The 19,182-nt window shown below is 59.4% G+C and carries 17 protein-coding genes and 3 tRNA genes; 14 read left to right on the top strand and 6 right to left on the bottom strand.

Annotated features, from left to right (window positions below):
• Positions 1-37 precede the first annotated feature (37 nt).
• On the bottom strand, positions 38-265 hold the full coding sequence (locus HMPREF2562_RS00605; RefSeq protein WP_048761551.1) for a hypothetical protein: 228 nt from the start codon (positions 263-265) through the stop codon (positions 38-40).
• Between the two features lie 52 nt (positions 266-317).
• On the opposite strand from HMPREF2562_RS00605, the gene HMPREF2562_RS00600 reads away from it, so the two are divergent.
• From HMPREF2562_RS00600 to HMPREF2562_RS00575, 6 genes are all read left to right on the top strand, one after another.
• A complete protein-coding gene (locus tag HMPREF2562_RS00600) occupies positions 318-947 on the top strand; it encodes a hypothetical protein (RefSeq protein WP_070549357.1) in 630 nt (209 codons plus the stop codon).
• A gap of 51 nt (positions 948-998) precedes the next feature.
• Entirely contained in the window at positions 999-1,982 is a 984-nt protein-coding gene (locus HMPREF2562_RS00595) for a hypothetical protein (protein WP_070549355.1), read from the top strand.
• A gap of 78 nt (positions 1,983-2,060) precedes the next feature.
• Positions 2,061-2,594, top strand: a complete 534-nt coding sequence (locus HMPREF2562_RS00590; RefSeq protein WP_070547045.1) for a GtrA family protein — start codon at positions 2,061-2,063, stop codon at positions 2,592-2,594.
• 18 nt (positions 2,595-2,612) lie between these two features.
• Positions 2,613-4,535, top strand: a complete 1,923-nt coding sequence (locus tag HMPREF2562_RS00585; protein WP_016421829.1) for a glycosyltransferase — start codon at positions 2,613-2,615, stop codon at positions 4,533-4,535.
• Positions 4,536-4,545: 10 nt separating this feature from the next.
• Entirely contained in the window at positions 4,546-5,742 is a 1,197-nt protein-coding gene (locus HMPREF2562_RS00580; RefSeq protein WP_070549353.1) for a hypothetical protein, read from the top strand.
• A gap of 174 nt (positions 5,743-5,916) precedes the next feature.
• Entirely contained in the window at positions 5,917-7,047 is a 1,131-nt protein-coding gene (locus HMPREF2562_RS00575) for a PDDEXK family nuclease (RefSeq protein WP_070549352.1), read from the top strand.
• Between the two features lie 370 nt (positions 7,048-7,417).
• Here HMPREF2562_RS00575 and HMPREF2562_RS00570 read toward each other — a convergent pair whose 3' ends face one another.
• From HMPREF2562_RS00570 to HMPREF2562_RS00560, 3 genes are all read right to left on the bottom strand, one after another.
• Positions 7,418-8,524 (bottom strand): glycosyltransferase, encoded by a 1,107-nt coding sequence (locus HMPREF2562_RS00570; RefSeq protein WP_070549350.1) that lies wholly within the window; start codon positions 8,522-8,524, stop codon positions 7,418-7,420.
• 155 nt (positions 8,525-8,679) lie between these two features.
• Positions 8,680-9,462 carry a galactan export ABC transporter ATP-binding subunit Wzt/RfbE gene (locus HMPREF2562_RS00565; protein WP_038627279.1) on the bottom strand — a complete coding sequence of 261 codons (783 nt, stop codon included), beginning with the start codon at positions 9,460-9,462 and terminating at the stop codon, positions 8,680-8,682.
• 46 nt (positions 9,463-9,508) lie between these two features.
• Positions 9,509-10,477: a galactan export ABC transporter permease subunit Wzm/RfbD gene (locus HMPREF2562_RS00560; protein ID WP_083295678.1), complete on the bottom strand. Its 969-nt coding sequence runs from the start codon at positions 10,475-10,477 to the stop codon at positions 9,509-9,511.
• Positions 10,478-10,948: 471 nt separating this feature from the next.
• Between HMPREF2562_RS00560 and HMPREF2562_RS00555 the strand changes: the two genes are divergently transcribed.
• Complete coding sequence (locus tag HMPREF2562_RS00555) at positions 10,949-12,217, top strand: aminotransferase class V-fold PLP-dependent enzyme (protein ID WP_070549347.1); 1,269 nt, start codon at positions 10,949-10,951, stop codon at positions 12,215-12,217.
• Positions 12,218-12,233: 16 nt separating this feature from the next.
• Here the strand turns inward: HMPREF2562_RS00555 and HMPREF2562_RS00550 are convergent, their stop codons facing one another.
• On the bottom strand, positions 12,234-13,202 hold the full coding sequence (locus tag HMPREF2562_RS00550; protein ID WP_049189776.1) for an NAD(P)H-quinone oxidoreductase: 969 nt from the start codon (positions 13,200-13,202) through the stop codon (positions 12,234-12,236).
• A gap of 198 nt (positions 13,203-13,400) precedes the next feature.
• Here HMPREF2562_RS00550 and HMPREF2562_RS00545 point away from each other — a divergent pair.
• From HMPREF2562_RS00545 to HMPREF2562_RS00525, 5 genes are all read left to right on the top strand, one after another.
• Positions 13,401-13,485 (top strand) — tRNA-Ser (locus HMPREF2562_RS00545).
• A 540-nt stretch (positions 13,486-14,025) separates the two neighbouring features.
• Entirely contained in the window at positions 14,026-14,793 is a 768-nt protein-coding gene (locus HMPREF2562_RS00540; protein WP_049189775.1) for a DUF11 domain-containing protein, read from the top strand.
• A 62-nt stretch (positions 14,794-14,855) separates the two neighbouring features.
• Positions 14,856-15,584, top strand: coding sequence for a hypothetical protein (locus tag HMPREF2562_RS00535; protein ID WP_049189774.1), 729 nt, complete (start codon positions 14,856-14,858; stop codon positions 15,582-15,584).
• Positions 15,585-15,870: 286 nt separating this feature from the next.
• On the top strand, positions 15,871-16,614 hold the full coding sequence (locus tag HMPREF2562_RS00530; protein ID WP_070549345.1) for a hypothetical protein: 744 nt from the start codon (positions 15,871-15,873) through the stop codon (positions 16,612-16,614).
• On the top strand, positions 16,607-17,500 hold the full coding sequence (locus HMPREF2562_RS00525) for a hypothetical protein (protein ID WP_224784068.1): 894 nt from the start codon (positions 16,607-16,609) through the stop codon (positions 17,498-17,500). The genes HMPREF2562_RS00530 and HMPREF2562_RS00525 overlap by 8 nt, the downstream gene beginning before the upstream one ends.
• 14 nt (positions 17,501-17,514) lie before the next feature.
• Here the strand turns inward: HMPREF2562_RS00525 and HMPREF2562_RS00520 are convergent, their stop codons facing one another.
• Positions 17,515-18,654 carry a histidinol-phosphate transaminase gene (locus HMPREF2562_RS00520; protein WP_049189771.1) on the bottom strand — a complete coding sequence of 380 codons (1,140 nt, stop codon included), beginning with the start codon at positions 18,652-18,654 and terminating at the stop codon, positions 17,515-17,517.
• A 211-nt stretch (positions 18,655-18,865) separates the two neighbouring features.
• On the opposite strand from HMPREF2562_RS00520, the gene HMPREF2562_RS00515 reads away from it, so the two are divergent.
• Together HMPREF2562_RS00515 and HMPREF2562_RS00510 are read left to right on the top strand one after the other, a co-directional pair.
• A tRNA-Ser gene (locus HMPREF2562_RS00515) sits at positions 18,866-18,957 on the top strand.
• Between the two features lie 3 nt (positions 18,958-18,960).
• Positions 18,961-19,036 (top strand) — tRNA-Arg (locus HMPREF2562_RS00510).
• Positions 19,037-19,182 lie beyond the last annotated feature (146 nt).

The raw sequence follows: 19,182 nt of genomic DNA, 5'->3' as shown, positions 1-19,182 counted from the left end.
ACGGGCCGTCGGAAAGCGAACGAAATGTACGAAGAGGCTATAGATCCATAATTTTTCGGATCTCTTCCGGCAGCATTTCCTGCGAGGTGATTTGCGGGCCGTCGTAGGCCTCGAGTGCGCGGTAGACCTGTGCGCGCTCTGCGCTGTCGAGGATGGGCAGTTCCTCGGCGAACAGCATGACCATCTGGTTCGACAGCGGGGTATTGGTGTACTCGGCGGCCATGTTGATGGTTTCGCGCGGCTTCTTCTTGAAAAAGTCGAACATGCGATAAAGGCTACCCCGCTTCGAATCCGTCACTCGCGATACCATCAACCTCATGACATCCACGCCCGCTGCTACTCCGCAGACCCTTGCCGTATGTAGTTTCACATCGCCCGTTGTCATTTGGCATGTGGAGCTCTCGCCGTCCTTTGCAGGCGAGAGGTTGTCGGGTGCATGGCTGGTGGATCCGCTTGACGGCGGAGCCCTGGAGACCGCCGCCAATCTGCTCACCGGTTGCTTTGTTGCGACTGTGACCGCGGGCGATGGTGACGGTGACGCTTCAGCTGAGAGTGCTGAGAGTGCTGAGAGTGCTGAGGGGGCGGACCTGCTATCGCAGGCGATTGAGCAGGCGGGGGCCACGGTGGTGGACCTGCCAGCATCGGTGGCCGGCATTCGTGACCACATCGGACAGCTGCGTGCTGCCGCGAAGGAAGAGAAGGCCAAGCCCGGCAAGGGAAATCTGACGGAGCCGCGGTTCCCCAAGGTCAACGACGTAGAGGTTATTGATTTTCCGCATGTAGGCGAAGAAGTCGCAGGGCCGGTGCTGGGGCTTGCCCGCGGGGTAGAAGAGCTGGTGGCGCAGTGGACCGCGGTGGAGTCGCAGCGCCTGCGTCGCAAGTACTTGGTAGAGCCGTGGGGTGCGGAGCCGCGCCAGATTCCGCTGGTAAAAACGCGCGCATTGTAGCGAGTTTTTGCCATCCAGGCCACATTGTTTTTCCTGCGTACGCTGTGAGGTATGGCAGCACAGACCGATAACGTAGTCGCCTTCCCAGGCGTTCGCGTGGCCACGGAACCGGCCACGCTCATTATCGGTGCCTCTTTAGAGGAAGAACCGTGCAGTGCCCACCGCGTCTTCGGGGTCAATGACCAGATGGATCTGCGAAGCCTGTCCCGCGTGTTAGCAGTCATCTTTGGGTGGGGCGAGGAAAGCGTGCCGACGAAGTTCCATTTGCCCGGCTCTGCGGTGGAGTCTGCGGCGCAGCTGGTGACTGGCGGCAGACCCGCAGCGGTCGGAGTCGTCGATGTTCCCCTGTCCACCACAGTTGCCGAGGTGCTGCAAAGTCCCGGCGATACCCTTATCTGGCAGTGGGGCCTGTGGGAACATACCTTGCAGGTCAGAGAAGCTTTTGCCCGCGATGAGGCCACCCCGGATGCCCTGTGCATCGGTGGCTCGGGTTCAATCCGCGCACTGGGGGATGTGGACGCGGAGGAGCCGGTAGATATTGCCGCAATCAATAGGGAATTGACCGGACGGGACTCTATTCAAAATACGCTGGCCACCGCTCGTGCCGATATCGTGGACATCATCGAGAGGTCGGGGGTGTTTGAATTCGTGCCCCTGTTACAGGCTCTGGACCTGCAGAGGTCGGAAGCAACCGCGCTGGAATTGACCGGGGAGGCGGGGGAGAGCGTCGTTAAGCGATTGCGCGCATTGCCTATAGAGGACGCCGAGAAAGACCCAGCCGGGCACGATGCGGCATTGGTGGAGCTGCTGTGCTTGGCGGCGCTGACCTCGGATGAGCTACGGCATGATGTGGCGGCGCATGTCATGGAGCGCCTCGGCTGGGAGAGCGACGAGGGCATCCCGCTATCCGGCGAGGACGTGGAGGAATTGGCAGCGGCTAGCTGGGCGGAGATGAGCGCGCTGGGGCTAGCTGGGGAGGATACGCTCTCGCCGGTGGAGCGGCTGGATCTACTGCGTGAGGCGCTGCGACGTTAGATTTTTTCTCCTCTTTATTGCTTGTTTATGTTCGCGCTGGCTGTTTGTTAGCTGGCCGGTGGCCTAGAATTCCTAGGCGTGTCAGCGAATGAAACAGCAAATGAAAACCCGAACCGCGACAACGGCAAGCTCGGAAACGGCTCCCACGAAAACGGTTTTGTCGTAGAGGACTCGGCCGCAGTGCCAATGGCGACGGAGGCCAAGGACGAGCACGGACTGAAAGTGCAGATGATGCGCTTTATTATCTCCGGCGTCATCGCGGCGGTGGTGGACTTCGGCCTGACGTTCATCATGCTCAACGCCTTCGGGGCGACCAACTTCTGGGGCAAGACGGTCGGCTGGGTTTTCGGCACGATTACGGCGTACATCATTAACAGCCGCTGGACCTTCAAGTCGAAGTCCTCGGCGAAGAAGGTGCTGGCAGTTGCGGTGCTGTACCTGATTACCTACGCCACCCAGGTCGGCATCTTTAATGTGTTGCAGCCCTGGCTTGTCGAGGCCTGGGATTGGAACGCGCAGTGGGCACAGTTCGGCGCATTCGTCGTCGCACAGGGCGTTGCGACGGTAATTAACTTCATCATTCAGCGTGTATTCATCTTCCGTGTGAAATAGCGCGATACGCTGGGGGACGTGACTTCGACTGCTTCTAATAAGGAATCCACTCAGCTGACCGCCGAAACCGATGTTGACATGCTGACTATTCAGCGCGTGCTGTTTGCTCCGCCCGCAGACTGGGTGGAGCCGGATTTGTACTACCGAGTCGAAGGCGTTGGCGCCTACGACAGCTCGGTGCAGGCCACCCGTAACTCGATCACGCTCGGTCGCCACACCGTGGTGCGCACTGACACCTACTTCGGTCGCTTCCGAGCTTCTTACTGGCAGCGCTGGACCTCAATTAAGCAGGTCGAAATCCGTGCGCGCGTGGTCGGTTCCGCGCGTGTGCTGGCCTACACCGAAGATATTGGGGGCCACCTCCGCTTGGAGGACTCCTGGGCAGCGGGCGGCTCGGATGCCGACGGCAACTGGACCGGTGAGCACTCGCCGATGTCAGGTTCTGCCAATGAAGAGGTGCGCCTGACCGTCCCGCTGGACCGCTTCGCCGATGGCGGTGCCATTCACTTGCGCTTCGACACCGAGGACGCAGGCGCAAAGATTTCCGATGTCCGCTATGTTGTGCCCAAGTCGGCTATCAAGCGCGATATTCCGACTGACCTGGTCATTTGTTCCTACAACCGGCCGGTTGACTGTGCTCGAACCGTCGCCACGCTGGCAGAGGACCTGCCAGCCCTTGAGCGCGTTCGCACCATCCGCGTCGTTGACCAGGGCGAACAGCACCCGGCCGACGAAGCCGACTTCATCCAGGCCAAGGAGATCCTCGGCGAGCGTCTGAACGTTGTCCACCAGCCGAACCTCGGCGGCGCCGGCGGTTTCTCCCGCGGCATGCGCGACGCCACCGCTGCGGGCGACTGCATGGTTCTGCTTACCGACGACGACATCCGCCCCGAGCCCGAAACCACCTTGCGCCTATCCGCCCTGGCCGTATGCGCGGAAAAGCCGATGCTGCTCGGCGCGCAGATGCTCTTCCTGTTCAACCCGACCAGCCTCTTCCGCACCGGCGAGACCTACAACTGGAAGGCGCTGACCGTCGAGGAGAACGACCCCAAGTTCGGTTACGCCGACGTGGACGTGCGCAAGTACCACCAGCTGCGTCGCCTGGGCGTTGACTACAACGCCTGGTGGACCTGCCTGGTGCCGTCCGAGGTCATTAAGAAGATTGGCCTGGCGCTGCCGCTGTTCTTCCAGTACGACGACATCGACTACGGATTCCGCGCCGCCAAGGCCGGCTACCCGACCGACACCATTCCGGGCGCCGCCGTCTGGCACGCCGATTTCTACTGGAAGGACATCGAAAACGCCGCCCAGTACTTCGGCCTGCGCAACTCGCTTATCGCCGCCACCATGCACGGCGATGTCACCGCAAAGGACATGGTCAACGTCGCTTCACGACGAATCCTCTCGAACCTGGTCTCCATGCGCTACGGCCTGGCCTGGACGCAGATGGAAGCTGTTCGTGACCTGCTACGTGGCCCGGAGGTGCTGAAGAACGCATCGCAGGGCGACTTCGCTCGCATTTCTGCTGGTCGAAAGAACTTCCCGGAGACCGAGCTGCTGCCGATGCACGAGATGCCGGGTGGTCTGACCCCAGTTCGTCCGCCGTCACACGAGATCTCCAGCGAAAACAAGACGATGGCAAAGCGGCTTGCGTACACCCAGATGGGTAAGAAGCGCCCGGGGCCGGTGGCTGTGGCCTTCGAGGACTCCTTCTGGTGGCACATTTCCACCTTCGACGACGTCTGGGTCACCGATGCCTCCCAGAACGGTGTGCGTCACCTGGTCCGCGACCTGGATAAGGAAAAGTCCATGCGCGCCGAGACCATCAGCCTCATGCGCGAACTGTCCTCCAAGTGGGACGACCTTGCGAAGCAGTGGCGTGCCGCCGTGCCATCTTTGACCAGCGAAGACAACTGGGAAAAGTTCTTCCAAGGCGAGTAGTTCTTCAATCATGACCACGCACACACCCACGCCTTCGACTAGCTCAGGTGGCAAAACCCGCAAGCAGCTCATCGCCATTTTGGTGCTATTGGTGCTGATTATCCTGTTGCTGGCTCTGTTCCTTTTCCTCCAGGTTTCTGGGGATCGAGGTGGCGATTCGGCGGCTGCTGAGGGCAGTGTGTCGTCGTCAAGCGAAAATGGCGATGCGCAGGTGCAGGCGCAGGCGGAGAAGGCCGTCGTTGTGTACAAGCAGGTGCTGGCGAACCCGGCGCCACTGCAGACTTTTGTCGGAGAAGTTAGTCCTGGTGGGGCGATGAAATATGCGCTCGTGCATCTTGATGATGGGTGCGTGCCCGAGCTGGTGTTGAACTATGGCACAAGTGCGATGAGCGCCGAAATTGATGCGATTGGTGTCTACGGCGTTGACGAAAATGGTCAGGAAATTCAGTTTCAGAATTCCTACCATGACGGCGTGACTTCTGTGGGCGGTGTACGTCGCGCTCTTCAGCGAGCTACTGGTCAGCCGGGTATGTTCTCGTTTTCTGCAGAGAGAGGCGGACGTAATCAGGAAGATTTGCTGGTGACGCGCCAGGGCAATGAGCTGGTGGAAACGCCTGCGAATCCGGGTGCCGGGGAGTTCGAACAGTTTAACTGGATTCCGGTTGACAACCTGGATGTCGTCGAGGCCATTGCTGCTGGTAATGACTGCGCGCCGAGCTCGGGCTCGGGCTCGAATGGCGCTGGCGCTGATGGTGGTAACGGTGGCAACGGTGGCCCGAATCCGACGGCGGGGCAGCAGGCTTCGGGGTCTGGGGCTGGTTCGGGTTCGCAGTCTGGGGCTTCGGATTCTAGTTCGCTGGGGTCGAGCAACGGGACCAGCGGCCAGCAGACCGTAACCGGTACTGTGAAGGTTTTCCAGAATCGAGCCGAGGTTCTCGCTTATCAGCAGCGTGAGGATCCGAACCCCCATCTTGCCGACGATCGACACTTTGCGATTTTGGTTCTCGACCAGCCAACTGAAGTGACAGCAACGCTTGCAGGAAGTAATGAAACTGAGACACGCACTATCGGCCATGTCGTGATTAACCCAAATCGCCACAGCGATGGGGAAAGGGCAACGATTAGCTTCTCAGCTGACGAGAAGTACTGGCCGTCAGACACCGGCATTCCGTTCGGTCTCGCAGTTGAGGACGGCGCCAAGTATTAAGTAAGCGACAGCTGGGTGTCCGCAGCTAGTTATCCACAGCCGCCAAATTGTCCACAGATAAGGGCAATTCGGCGGCTTTTCTTCTGCCAATATTCACGGAGTCGGCCATAAATGAAGGCACTAATTCCAATGTGTGAATTCCTGTAGCCGACCGCGGGGAGTGTGTCCAAACCAATGCCTACCTGGACTTACGATTCCGATGGCCTCATCCATGCGGCTGCGCAGAAGCAAATCAAGCATCCTTGTGAATACGTCAGTGCCACGTCACAGCTGGATAATCTGCACGGCCACGTCGAAAGCACAAATATTCGAGATAGATCCCTGCTCAGACTGGCGCACGGCACCTACATCGAGTGCTCTCGCTGGAATGCGCTGTCAGCATTCGAACGTTTTCAACTGCAGATAAAGGCACTGGTCAAGCCAGGTTCCGGGACAATCATTACGGGCGAAGCAGCCGCTGCGTTGCATGGCATCCCGTTGCTTGTTCGAAATGCCACAATCGCGCTTGCCAATTCCGGCCTGCGCCGACCTGGCGGCGGATTGCGCCATGTCGGTGGCAGAATCCTCGAACAAGACATCGTTCGCATTGGTGGGCGCTGCGTTACAGATGTGCCGAAAACCGTCATCGATATCTGCCGCACCGCCGAGTCCGAAAACGGGCCAATCATCGTTGACACCGCACTGCGACAGTGGTGTGACCTCGAAGAACTGCACACCGTCCTCACAAATTACCCACGTTCGCCGGGTACCCGCCGCGCCCGCGAGCTACTTCGAACTGCCAGCGCACACAGCGAAACCATCGGTGAGTCAATCACAAAGAAATGCATAATCGACTCAGGAATTGCCACGCTTTACGACGAAAAATGCGTGCTCATGCAGCAAGTCGAGTTCTATGACAGTGAAGGATTCATTGGGCGCGTCGATTTTTATGTGCCTCATCTGAATTTGATCATTGAGTTCGATGGGCTGATTAAGTATTCCGGTGGCGGGGTAGCAGCTACGGAGACTGTGCTTCTGAAAGAGCAAGCTCGCGAGAAGCGTCTGCGAAACCTCCACTTAGATGTACTCCGCTTCCAATGGTCACAGGTCATTAATGGGGACTGCGTGGAGGTCTTGCGACAGTTCGCTATTCGGCAGAGGCAGCGCATTCAGGCAGGTGGGTTGGTATTTTCGTCCGAAGTTGGGCGTTTTCGTCAAGCCACTGTCCCGTATAAAGATCGGCAGCTCCGTGAGTCCAGAATCCAGGAGCGTAAGCAGCGTTTGCAGCTTCTGGAAAATGCACCGGCCTCGCGCGACTCAGGCTAAGTTCAGCTGCTGACCTATTGCAATTGTGCTGACTTATGGCCAACTTTCCGCCACTTGTCGATGACTTTTCAGGACTTATGGCCACGCTGTTGGCCTGGCCCGCGCACTTATCGTAGGACTATTCACTTATGCGCAGGCTGTAGCGCATCGATGAGTGAATACCTCATCGATATGTCAGTGGAGGAGAAGGGAACCAGGGGTTAGGTAACACTTTTGCGCACTGAGCACTCGAAATGCGGACTACACGACCCGGGCGAGATCAAATATGCAGGCCAGCGCCTCAGCCTCAGCCCCACCAGCCGCAACGTCTGCGCTCCAGGCCAGTGCCACAGCCTCAGCCCCAATGCCAGCGCCGCAACGCCAGCCCGAACTACTTCGACTTTGGATCGAAGCGCTCGAAGTTCTCCGCGCGCCCCTGCTTCAGTAGCTTGAACCAGCGGTAGAAGCCGCGGACATCGCGGCGCTGGACCAGGAAGAACCAGCCGAAGCGCAGGAACTCCTGTGGCATGAGCTTGCGCATGCCAGGCTGGCTCATCAGGTAGCCACGGTTGCGGTAGGTGAAGTAGCGCTTGAAGTCATTGGTCGGGTACTGCGTGTGCATTTTGCCGCCGAGAATGGGCACAAATTCACCCGAACCGGAGGGGTGCAGGTAGGCCGTCGTCAAGCATGTGCCGAACCGGAGGCCGGAGCGGACCAGGCGGCGGTGGAATTCGACCTCGTCGCCGCGGATGAATAGGCGGTAGTCGGGAACGCCGAGCTGTTCCAGCGAGCGGGCGCTAAACAGCGCGCCGTTGAACAGGGATGCGATGCCGGGCAGGAGGTCGTGGTTGCCGTCGATGGTTTCGAGGTCGCTAGGCAGTTCGAGCCCGGTCGCAGCCTTCTGATCTGCAAAGTTGGTGAACCATCTCCGCCCCTCAGAGTCGTTCACTGCCGGGAGTTTGGGGTTGATGCCGCTTTCGAAAAGCTCCTCGCGATGACGGCGCCACACCAGCCCGCGGCGCAGGGGGAATGCCAGCTTGTTCGGGGCCTTAATATCGCAGACCACCGGCGAGACAGCGTCGAGCTGGTGACGTCGCGCGCAGCTGTGCAGCGCCTTCAGCACGTAGGAGTCCTCCGGGCGCCCGTCATCATCGGCGCACCAAATCCACTCCGCGCCCAGCGACAGCGCAGTCAGCATACCCAGTGCGAAACCACCAGCGCCGCCCAAGTTCGTCTTGGAGCCGAAGTAGTGAATTTCCGGCGCCGATCCGCTTTCCGACGACTGCTGCGCCGCCACCTGCTCAGCGAGCTCCTTGACCTTCGGGTCATTGCCGTTGTCGACGATGATGAGCCATTTCGGCATGTGGGTCTGGCTGGCAACGATGGGAAGCGATTGACGCAGGTCCTCGATGCGGTTGTGAGTCACCACGATTGCGGCCGTTGCTGCTTCATCGTGCTTTGGGTGGTCAGCCGAGTTTTCGCTCACTTCGTTCTCCATCGGGGGAAGTACCGTTTATTACTGTTTTTATTGCTGTCTATCTTGCCATGTTGCTCCGGGTGGGCAATTCCAAGCATCCGTGCCGCCCGCCAGCCGCCCGCCAGCCGTCCGCTCGGCCACGATGGGGAACTGCGCCCGGACTCCCCGCGAAGCTACTACCGGCGCTGCGCGAGCACGTTGCGCACCTGGTCGGCGGCTTCTTTACCTTCGTAGGCTTCGACCACTTCGTCGACAAGCCCTGCCTGTCGAACCGTACCGTGATCAATCCACAGTGCCGTGTCACACAGCTGCGCCAGGAATTCATTCGAGTGCGACGCAAACACCAGCAGACCGGAGCGGTCGACCAATTCGGTCAACTTCGTCCGGGCCTTCGCCATGAATGCGGCGTCGACGGCTCCGATGCCTTCGTCGAGAAGCAGGATCTCCGGCTCAATGGACGTGACCACACCGAGCGCCAAACGCACGCGCATACCGGTGGAGTAAGTGCGCAGCGGCATGTGCAGGTAATCGCCGAGTTCGGTGAATTCTGCGATTTCGTCGAGCTTGGATTTCATCTGCTTGCGCGTCTGCCCCAGGAACAGGCCACGGATGATGATGTTTTCCAGGCCGGAGATCTCCGGGTCCATGCCGACACCGAGGTCGAACACCGGAGCCACACGCCCGCGCACATCGGCGGCACCGCGCGTGGGCTCATAGATTCCCGACAGTAGTCGCAGCAGCGTGGATTTACCCGCTCCGTTGTGGCCTACCAAGCCGACGCGGTCGCCCTCGCGCAGATGGATGTTGATGTCCTTCAGCGCCTCAATGACCACGACATTGGAGTCATTGCGGCCAATCGCACCACCCGCGGCGCCGAGGAACGCCTTCTTCATCGACCGCGATTTGGCGTCGAAAATGGGGAAGTCAACGCACGCGTTGTAAGTATCAATGCTGACCATGCTTATCCCTTGCTAGTTCTATTCGCTTTACGACGGCCTTTGCGGCCTAAACCCAGTAGCTCACGCGGGAGCGCCACAGGCGCATGGCCCCGAGTGCCAGCAACAGGCCAACTGCGGTGCAGGCGAGGACGATCCACCAGTGGTAGGTATCCACCGGCTGGCCGGTCAGTGGGGCGCGGATGATTTCCAGGTAGTGGAACAGGGGATTGATCTCTGCGATGCGTGCGCGTTCGGCGACGGCACCGCCCTGTTCCTCCAGTGTCTTGGTGGTCCACACAATCGGAGTCATGTAAAACACCAGCTGAATTAGGGAATCCAGCAGTGGTGCCACGTCGCGGTAGCGCGTAGCGATGATGCCGAAGAACATCGTCACCCACACACCGTTGACCACCAGCAGCGCCATCGCGGGGATGACCAGGAAGAAGTTCCAGCCCAAATCCGGACGGAAGACCAGCACGAGAATCAGCCAAATCACCATGTTGTGGGCCAGGAAAAGCAACTGACGCCACACCAGCCTGTAGACGTGAACACTCAGCGCACTGGGCAACTGTTTGATGAGGCCTTCGTTTTCAATGAAGACGGTTGCGCCCTCGCACACGCAGCCGGAGATGAATCCCCAGATGATCAGGCCAACGGTCACGTGTGGCAGGAAGAACGCCAGCTCCTGCTGGAACAGCAGCGAGTACAGCAGGCCGAGAGCCAGGGCCATCGCGCCGGTGGCAATGGTGATCCACAGTGGGCCAAGCGTGGAGCGGCGGTAGCGCTGCTTGATGTCCTGCCAGCCCAGCTGCAGCCACAGCTCACGCTGGCCGAAGCCGGTAACCAGATCCTGCCAGGCAGCGCCCATGGTGCGGGAACGCGACTTGAAAGCCGGTGCCTCACCCGTTGCGTCAGTTATGCGCGCAATGTCGCGACGGAGAGTTTCCTCCGTGCGGATAGCGGAGCCATTGCGCACAGTATTGGCCGGCTGGTCGGCTGCGTCTGCGGATTGGCAATCATTTTCTGCGTTAGTCACGTCTCCAAACTACTAGCAAGGGCGGATTAGATTGAATACCGACAGCGCCGGGCGAGCCATTATTCCACGTCGTGACGGCGAACAACGGTCGCGTGGGATGGTCGTCATTGGTGGTTACGTGGTGCTTCTGAGGCTGTTTCCACGGTTGGTTATGTGACTGGTTATGTGAGTCTGGAAAACTTACATACAATCGCCGCTGTAACTGCTTTATGGCCTGCGGCTGGTGCATATGATTCACGCATTGGGAGTGCTTGCGCATGGCTACAGGCAGGAAAAGTTCAGCCAATTTTAAGCAACTACTAAAAAGGGATAAAGATTATCCTATAGGGGGTTGCTTCGATAGAATTGGCTCCAACTAAGATGTGCAAGCGATACACGGTTCGAGGCATGGACACTCGATTCGTGGGTGATTGCACGGTTAATTCTGAAATAGATATCGCAGCTTGAATTCGAAACCGGGAAAGGGTTTTCATGGCCTTTGATGTGCCTACAACCAGGGGTGCTTACTCGTCGCTTTCCGACGGGTGGACATACCTCAATGCGGGTCAACGCACCCAGGTGCCCGAACGTGTCCAGGCTGCGATGATCTCTGCATTTCGCAATGCACAGAAGTCCCTTCCAGGTGAGACTGGGGCGGGGGCTCATGGTCAGTCGCGTAGCTCGGGCGTTCCCGCTGCAGCGGAACTGACCGCCAGTGCGCGCCGGGCTTTTGCAGACCTCACTGGCGGTCCGGTCGCCGGTGTGGTGTTGGGATCTTCGCGTGAGGTGCTCATGGAGCAGTTCACGTCCGCAATGAGTCGACGCTTGACTCTCGGCTCTAACCTGGTGATTTCTCGCATCGGTTCGCAGGTCGTACACGCACCACTACGCCGGGCAGCCAATCTCTACGGGGCTCAAGTCCGCATTGCTGAGGCCGACTTGTCCTCGGGTACGTTGCCCTCCTGGCAGTTCGACGAACTTGTAGACGAGAGCACTCGCCTCGTTGTCGTCCCGGCCGCGGATCCGTTCGTTGGCACCATCGCGCCGGTAGCTGACATTTCTCGGCGGGTGCATGAGCACTCCAACGCCTGGGTGTTGGTCGATGCCTCGGATATTGTTGCCTACCGCGACGTGTCGATGAGCAAGCTGGGCGCCGACATCATGCTGGTTGACGCCTCCGTGCTGGGCGGGCCTGAGGTCGCAGCTTTGGTGTTCAGGGATCCCGAGATGTTCGAGCGCATGACGTCGTTAAGCTATGTGCCGAATGCGCGCGGCGTCGAGCGGATTGAGGTTTCCCCGGTGTCGCCGGCACTGCTCGGTGGGGTGTCGGAATCGGTGCTGCACCTGGCATCGCTGGATAGCACGGCGAGGGGGTCGCGTAGGCACCGCATTGAAACGGCGATGCCGCAGGTTTCTCGCTACTTGACGACGTTGTCGGAGCGCCTGATTGCGGCGCTGATGACCCTGCCGCGGGTGTACATCATCGGCATGGATACCGAAGATGATTCTTTCGCGAGTGTGTCGCGGGCACAGCACATTCCGCGTGTTAGCTTCCTCGTCGATGGAGTGTCGGCGAAGGTGGTCGTGGACAGGCTGCTGGATAATGGCCTGGTGACCAGCATTGTTGATGCATACGAATCGCCACTGCTGGAGGCCATGGGCATCGCTGAGGCTGGAGGTGCCGTGGGGGTCGGTCTCCAGCCGTTCAATACGCCGCACGATATTGACCAGCTCGTGCGCGCAGTTGCCTCGCTCGGTTAACTAGGCGGTCAGCTAACTAGACGGTCAGCACAATCTTGCCGCTGACCGCGCCACTGTCGAGCAGTTCGTGGGCCTTGGCTGCGTCACGCATATCCATGACCTCATGAATTTGAGGGGTGACGGTGCCGTCGGCAAGCATTGGCCAAACGGTGTCCTCTGTGGCGTTGACGATGCGAGCCTTGTCAGCTAGATCGCGGTAGCGCAGGCCGGTGGCGGTAATGGAGCCGCGCTTGCTCAGCAGGCGGCCGATGTTGAGCTCGCCCTTTACGCCGCCCTGCATGCCGATGATGACCAGGTGGCCGTCCTTCGTCAGGGCCTTGACGTTTCGGTCGAGGTACTTTGCGCCCATGATGTCCAGAATGACATTGGCGCCGCCCTCAGCTGCGACGATTTCCTCGAAGTCCTCTTCCTTGTAATTGATGAGGATGTCGGCGCCGAGCTCCTTGCACTTAGCCAGCTTCTCCGCTGAACCGGCGGTGACTGCGACGCGAGCGCCAAGCTGCTTGGCCATCTGAATAGCGAAAGTGCCGATGCCCCCCGCGCCACCGTGAACCAGTAGTAGATCGCCTTCCTTTAGGCCGGCAATCATCACGACATTCGAGAACACCGTGCAGGCAACCTCGACGATAGATGCGGCCTCGGTGAAGGAGTAGCCATGTGGCAGTGGGAGAATCTGGCCGGCCGGGACTGCGACCTTTTCGGCGTAAGCGCCACCGGAGAGAAGGCAGCAGACCTCGTCGCCGACTTTCCAGCCCTGAGAGTCGCCCTTGACCTCTTCAATGACACCCGCGCACTCCAGGCCGAGGGTGTCGGTCACGCCTTTCGGTGGCGGGTAGTGGCCAGCGGCCTGCAGCAGGTCAGCGCGGTTTACGCCAGCGGCTTTGACCTTGACCAGCACCTGCCCATCCTCGAGAGTCGGTTCCGGAGCATCGGCCCATTCCAGGGCGCGGGGGTTGGAAAGATCAGTCTGAATGATTGCCTTCATAGTCTTCAAAGGTAATGCAAAAACTGGTTATGCACGCGGTATTTCAAGCTCTTTTGCAATTAGCAAAAATAGTTATGTCTGTAGAGGTGGATGCTTGGGGTGTGGTGTGGGATGAGAAGGCTAGCGAAAGGTGCTGGCAAGGGGTGTTATGAGGGCGTTTGCTGCCTCACGGCGGTATGCGGTTATGATGTTGGCGTTGGAAGTATGGCAGAGCGGCCGAATGCACTGGTCTTGAAAACCAGCGAGGGTCACACCTCCGGGGGTTCAAATCCCCCTGCTTCCGCAGATAGAAACCCTCGGTAGATGTTCTACCGAGGGTTTCTTCATTTCTCTTAAAAGTTGGCGTATGTGCTGAGGTCAGCGACGGATAGTCGGACCTTTGGGAGGCTTTCGTGGTTAACCCCGTTATGGGGTGGTCGGACGGGCATGTAATTGGGCTCTTTGGATACCCCTGAACAGCGTTACAGGGGGCAAGCTGGGGTGTTTTGTCGCGGGATGGAAAATGGGGGCAATTTTGGCAGCGGTGAGGAACAGCCATTTCAGGGCAGTGCGTATTTCTATAGTTAAAAGTATTCCAGCCGGCCCAAACCTGTAATGCATGTGCGGACATGTGACTGGTGTGACTGCTGTGGCGACATGGTTTTCGATTTTTAGGTTGATGTTCGAAAAATGGCTACTTGTTGCCGCCGTCGATAGGTGTCGTATTAACTATCGCCAAGTGAACCGCACGCCGATGCATCACGCGTGCATTCCTGCTGGAGAACCGCCATGTTGGCCTACTCCGACCACAAGTCTTCGCATCGTTAAAAGGAGCCCGTGACAGATGGCAACTCGCACCGTACGTAACCGCAGCATTGCTCGCATTGCTGCACTCTCTCTAGCCGCAGGTATGACCTTTGCGGGATTCGGTAATACTGCACATGCTCAGGACCTGCTGAGCGTTGATTCCATCACTCAGACTGTCACCGACGCCATTGGTGAAGTCACCGGTACTGGTTCCTCCAGCGCGACGCATAGCTGGAAGAACTCCAATGTGACGCGATCCGTTGAGGTCAATGGTGTCGCGGGTGCCGTCGTCAAGCCTGGCGATGTCGTGACCTTTACTCTGACCTACACGGACAACAATCCGAAACTGTTTAAGTCCTACATTCAGCGCATGACCGATGTCATTCCGAACGGCCTGCAGTACGTGGCCAACTCGGCGACGTACAAGGTCGGCAGCGATGACTGGGCGGATCCGAACGAGTCGGATAAGTGGCTGGAAATCGTTAACAACGGTGCGGTGGAGTTTAAGGCCGGCACCATCTTTCAGGCATGGGGCTCCCCGACCACGTCGACTGTGAGTTTCAAGTGGCAGTACCGCGTCACGGACGCGATTGCCGACGGTGCGTTGAATACGGGAACCGAAATCCACTTCAACCCAGGCGACAAGGTGGAGAAGCTGCATGACATGGGGCCGAAGCTCACTGTGAAGCGGGAGGCGCCGGCTCCGGGTATTCCGGGTGTTCCGGGTGGCTCGCTGGGCTCCCCGAGCCTGCAGTCGCCGGGCTTCCAGTCCCCGGGGCTGCCGTCGCCGGGCATTAACCGCTAAGTAGTTTCCATCTGCGCACTTTCATCTCGATAGTTCTCAGGTCTCACAGAAAGCTTCTCAACATGTACAACGCACACGCCCAGACCACTAAGGCCTCTCGTCCGCGACGTCGCTCCCGTACCGCCATTGCCGCAGTTACCCTCGCAGCTGGCTTGACCTTCGGTTTCGGCGCTCCTGCCATGGCGCAGTCCCCGGGTCTGCCCTCGCCGAGTCTGAACTCGCCAGGACTTAATTCGCCTGGTCTGACTCTGCCGGGCTCGAGCGCCCCGAAGGTGAAGCTCGGCACTGTCGGTGGCCCGATTTGGTCTGCTGATGTTTACTCGCAGATTATCCGCGGTAAGGAGGCCCGACCGGGTGACGAGGTCACCATCCGTATTGAGGTCGTCGGCGTCAATGGCGAAGGCAAACTGCGGGGAATCGGCCACAACATCCCGGCTGACTTTGAGCTCGTTCGTGTGACTCGCCAGTCGCAGGACAATATCCTCGGCGGCGGTATTTACACGCTGAAGGAGGGGGAGTACGTCAACACCGAGCGCAACGGTAATCGTCAGGTGCGCCTGTCCTGGACGGAGGGCGGCTTCCTCGGTGCCTTCAAGGACAACCCGACTGTCAGCAGTTCGAAGTCTGTCTCCGTTGACTTCACGTACAGGGCTCCGGACTACGAAGGTGAGTTCGACAACGGCGGCTACGCCAACTTGGGCGCGGCTTTTAACCCGACCGCGAACTGGGTCGTTGGCGGCGAAAAGGTAGTCGTGAACAAGAATGCGAAGCCGTCGTGGTGGCCGTTCTAACGACTGTTCTAGGTCGCGATTAGCGGCAGTTCTCCAGGGATGAGTAAAAACTTCCCCAGATAGAGAGCGAATTACAGAACGTAAACCCCCGGTCGCATGCGGTCGGGGGTTTCGTGTGTCCGAAATCTGCCACAGGTAATTTTGCGGAGGTAATTTAATTGCTCCGACCAACGTGTACTGTGGCCTGAAACAATACGGGCAAATTGCCAAAACCGGTAAGCTCGGTCTTGCTGTAATACAAACCCAGCGTCATGCTGGCGGACGGTATTGAGGAAAAGGTCGAACAATGGCAACGAATCGGAGCAACCACTCGGACGACTCGTTCGGTGAGTGGAGCATAAATCCGGGCACGTCAGATGATCAACCCTCCGCTGATACGCCGGCAAATGCGTGGAGCGCTGTGGATGGGTCACAGTGGGAGCAGCCTGAGGGGCAAACCCAGTATCTGCAGCAGCAGTATCCACAGTCCCAGCAGCCTGAACCATACCGCCCTGCCCCCTATGTTCCAGGTCCGCAAGCTGGTCCGGCTGCTGCGCCGCGCAATGACAACAAGGGGCTGACCATCGCGGTTATTGTCCTGGCACTCGTTGCGGTCGCTCTCTTCGTCGGCGCAATGGCTTACTTCTACTTCTCCGATTCGAAGGGAGTGAATTCGGCCGGCAGCAACTCGCCCCAGTCGGTTCAGTCCGCTAGTGCTGAGGGTTCCTCCACCTCGTCGACCGCTGAGCAGAAGCGTCGCGCTGAAGGGTTCCAGCCGCCATCGAACTGGCGTCACTGCTCCGGCTCGGGCGGTCCGGGTGATTTGAACTTGGTATATGCAGAAGATGTCGGCGGTAACACGACGACCTGTCAGTTTGCCACCAACGTCCGCAATTCCTTCGTTGAGCAGTACCAACTTACGAAGAAGCTCAACGGTACTGTCACCGCTAGCAGCCCAACAACAGGCAAGACATACAGCATGACCTGCCGCGATAACGGTGAGGTTGTCACTTGTACCGGCGGTACGAATGCGACGGTGCACATTGTCTAAACGTCTCCGAGCGGCTCTGGCCGCAACCGCCGTCGTCACGCTCGGCCTTAGCGCCTGCACCATCGGCTCCGACTCGGCGGGCATGCCGTCGCCGACGCTATCCAATCCGCTTGACGACGGCCCCGGCGGCGCATCCTCCGACGGGAAAGTTGTGCCCGGTGAGATGCCTCGCGAAGTTGTCGAGGCCGTGAAATCCGCGCAAAAGGAACTCGGTGGTTTGGCCGGCGCCGCTCTGGCAACGCCGGATAAGGATTCCGAAGTGGTTTCCACGGGTGACTTCAAAACGGGTCCGGCCTGGTCGACCTCCAAGGTGCCGATTGCGGTGGCTTATGTGCGCCAATCGGGCGTGGATTCCCTGGTCGAAGCCGCAATCACGGTTTCCGATAACGATGCGGCTGAGTCCATGTGGTACTCCCTGGGCGATGACGCGACCGCGGGCGCGACCACCGACGAGATTCTCCGAGAGGGCCACGACACCCGCACCGTCATGGGCACTGACCGCATCCGTGCGGAATACACCGTCTTCGGGCAGACGCAGTGGGATTTGCGCGACCAGGCTATTTTCGGCGCCAATTTGCAGTGCATCGAGGCGGGCCCAAAGGTCGCTGACCTCATGGGACAGATTGCCGACGAGCAGTCCTACGGCCTCGGACGCATCCGCGGCGCCCACTTCAAGGGCGGTTGGGGTCCCGATGATGAAGGCGTCTACCTTGTGCGGCAGTTCGGCTATCTGCCGGGCAAGAAGCCGGGCACCTTCGTTGGTGTCGCTATCGCAGCCCAGCCTGACGACGGCACCTATGAGACCGGCCAGCAAATGCTTGACCGCATCGCAAAGGCGATTGAGCGCAGCGGTGGCGCGACCACCGGCCGCGCCGGTAGCTGCTAGCTGAGCGATAGCTGTTAGCGCTCAATTCCTAGCGCAGCCAGCAGCTGCGAGGTCTCTTCCTCAGTAGTGATGGTGATGCGAGCACCTTCGCCGGCAAAGCAGCGGATGAGAATGTTGCGCTGCGCCAGGAAGTCACCGAGATCCGTGGTGGTGGCCACCGAGACGTCGTCAAGCAAAGAGAGATTCGCGATCCGCCCCTCGTCAATCCAAATGAAGTTGGCCTGCGAGTTCGGCAGCACCGTCTCGCGGCCGGTGGCGGCGTTGATGGCCTCTGTGACGGCGACGCGCTGTGCGCGGACCTCAGCAATGCGGGCGGTGAGCTCTTCCTGTGCGTCGAGCGAGGTGAGCGCGGCAATCTGCGCGAGAGTGTTTACGGAGAAGGGGATAGCGACCTTATTCACGGCCTCCACAAGCTTCTCCGGGCCGAACATGTAGCCCACACGAAGCCCGGCCAAACCGTAGACCTTGGAGAATGTGCGCAAACCGACCAGGTTGGGGTAGGTATCCAGCAGCTCATGCGCCAACGGGGTAGCGGCATGAGTGGCCTCGTCCACCAGCTCGATGTACGCCTCGTCGAGAGCGACCACAACATCGCCCGGAACCTGCGCCATAAACTCCGCGAAAGCCGCGAGAGTGATGGTCGTGCCCGTCGGGTTATTGGGATTACAGACGAAAACCAGGCGTGTGCGGCCGGTGATAGCGGCAGCCATTGCCGAAAGATCATTGCGACCCTGCGCATCCAGCGGCACCGGCACCGGAGTAGCCCCGGCGACGCGAGCGAGAATGGGGTAGGCCTCGAAGCTGCGCCACGGGAACACGACCTCATCCCCATCCTCACAGGTGGCCTGCACGAGCTGCAGGCACAGAGCGGAGGAGCCGCAGCCGACCGCGACCTGCTCCATGGGCAGACCCAGGTGCTCGCCGAGCTTAATGCGCAGGTCAACCGCGCCCATGTCCGGGTAGCGGTTCGGGCTGGTGGTTGGGTCAGCGATGGTCTGTGAGATGGCCTCCACCACCGAGGGCAGTGGCGGTTGGGTCATTTCATTGGACGCGATCTTCAGCGCGCCGGGCACAGCCTTGCCCGGGACATAGGCCGGAACCTGCTCGAGGTCGGCGCGGGTTTTGGGCTGAACTGAAGATGCATCGTTGGTCATAGGCCTAACTGTAGAACATGGCCCGGATTGGGCAGTACAGAATCCCCGCAAAATCCCAAGGTGTGGTCGCTATTTGTGGCGCCGTATTTGGTGGCTCCGCGGGTGTTTTGCTTTTCAATTCTTGTGTTCTGTAGGATTGGCTGCGGTTATTTGGTCTCGTCCACGCAATGGCGAACAGCTTTGCTGAAGCGGGATCGATGCCAGTGGTTTTGGAGGCGTGCCAGAGCGGCCGAATGGGGCTCCCTGCTAAGGAGTTGCCTGTCTTGCGACGGGCCGGAGGTTCGAATCCTCTCGCCTCCGCCACACGCGCCCGTAGCTCAACGGATAGAGCATCTGACTACGGATCAGAAGGTTAGGGGTTCGAATCCCTTCGGGCGCACCATGTAGACCCGCACCTTGTAGGTGCGGGGCTTTTTGTTTTTATTACCTGGCAGTGCAGCGCGAGCCGGGGCATTGCGGGGCGGGGCAGCGCGGTCCTTCACTTGTGGCCAGGGTTCGGGTTAAGTAGCAAAAAGTGTGTCCGCTCGG

The sequence above is a fragment of the Corynebacterium sp. HMSC077G07 genome, from assembly GCF_001809225.1.
In the GTDB taxonomy this organism is placed as follows: domain Bacteria; phylum Actinomycetota; class Actinomycetes; order Mycobacteriales; family Mycobacteriaceae; genus Corynebacterium; species Corynebacterium jeikeium_D.
This window is presented reverse-complemented; position numbering and strand designations above follow the sequence as displayed.

Coding starts and splice junctions, on each gene's coding strand:
- HMPREF2562_RS00605 (WP_048761551.1), bottom strand. CDS start 265: ATGTTCGACTTTTTCAAGAAGAAGCCGCGCGAAACCATCAACATGGCC.
- HMPREF2562_RS00600 (WP_070549357.1), top strand. CDS start 318: ATGACATCCACGCCCGCTGCTACTCCGCAGACCCTTGCCGTATGTAGT.
- HMPREF2562_RS00595 (WP_070549355.1), top strand. CDS start 999: ATGGCAGCACAGACCGATAACGTAGTCGCCTTCCCAGGCGTTCGCGTG.
- HMPREF2562_RS00580 (WP_070549353.1), top strand. CDS start 4,546: ATGACCACGCACACACCCACGCCTTCGACTAGCTCAGGTGGCAAAACC.
- HMPREF2562_RS00575 (WP_070549352.1), top strand. CDS start 5,917: ATGCCTACCTGGACTTACGATTCCGATGGCCTCATCCATGCGGCTGCG.
- HMPREF2562_RS00570 (WP_070549350.1), bottom strand. CDS start 8,524: ATGGAGAACGAAGTGAGCGAAAACTCGGCTGACCACCCAAAGCACGAT.
- HMPREF2562_RS00565 (WP_038627279.1), bottom strand. CDS start 9,462: ATGGTCAGCATTGATACTTACAACGCGTGCGTTGACTTCCCCATTTTC.
- HMPREF2562_RS00555 (WP_070549347.1), top strand. CDS start 10,949: ATGGCCTTTGATGTGCCTACAACCAGGGGTGCTTACTCGTCGCTTTCC.
- HMPREF2562_RS00550 (WP_049189776.1), bottom strand. CDS start 13,202: ATGAAGGCAATCATTCAGACTGATCTTTCCAACCCCCGCGCCCTGGAA.
- HMPREF2562_RS00540 (WP_049189775.1), top strand. CDS start 14,026: ATGGCAACTCGCACCGTACGTAACCGCAGCATTGCTCGCATTGCTGCA.
- HMPREF2562_RS00535 (WP_049189774.1), top strand. CDS start 14,856: ATGTACAACGCACACGCCCAGACCACTAAGGCCTCTCGTCCGCGACGT.
- HMPREF2562_RS00530 (WP_070549345.1), top strand. CDS start 15,871: ATGGCAACGAATCGGAGCAACCACTCGGACGACTCGTTCGGTGAGTGG.
- HMPREF2562_RS00520 (WP_049189771.1), bottom strand. CDS start 18,654: ATGACCAACGATGCATCTTCAGTTCAGCCCAAAACCCGCGCCGACCTC.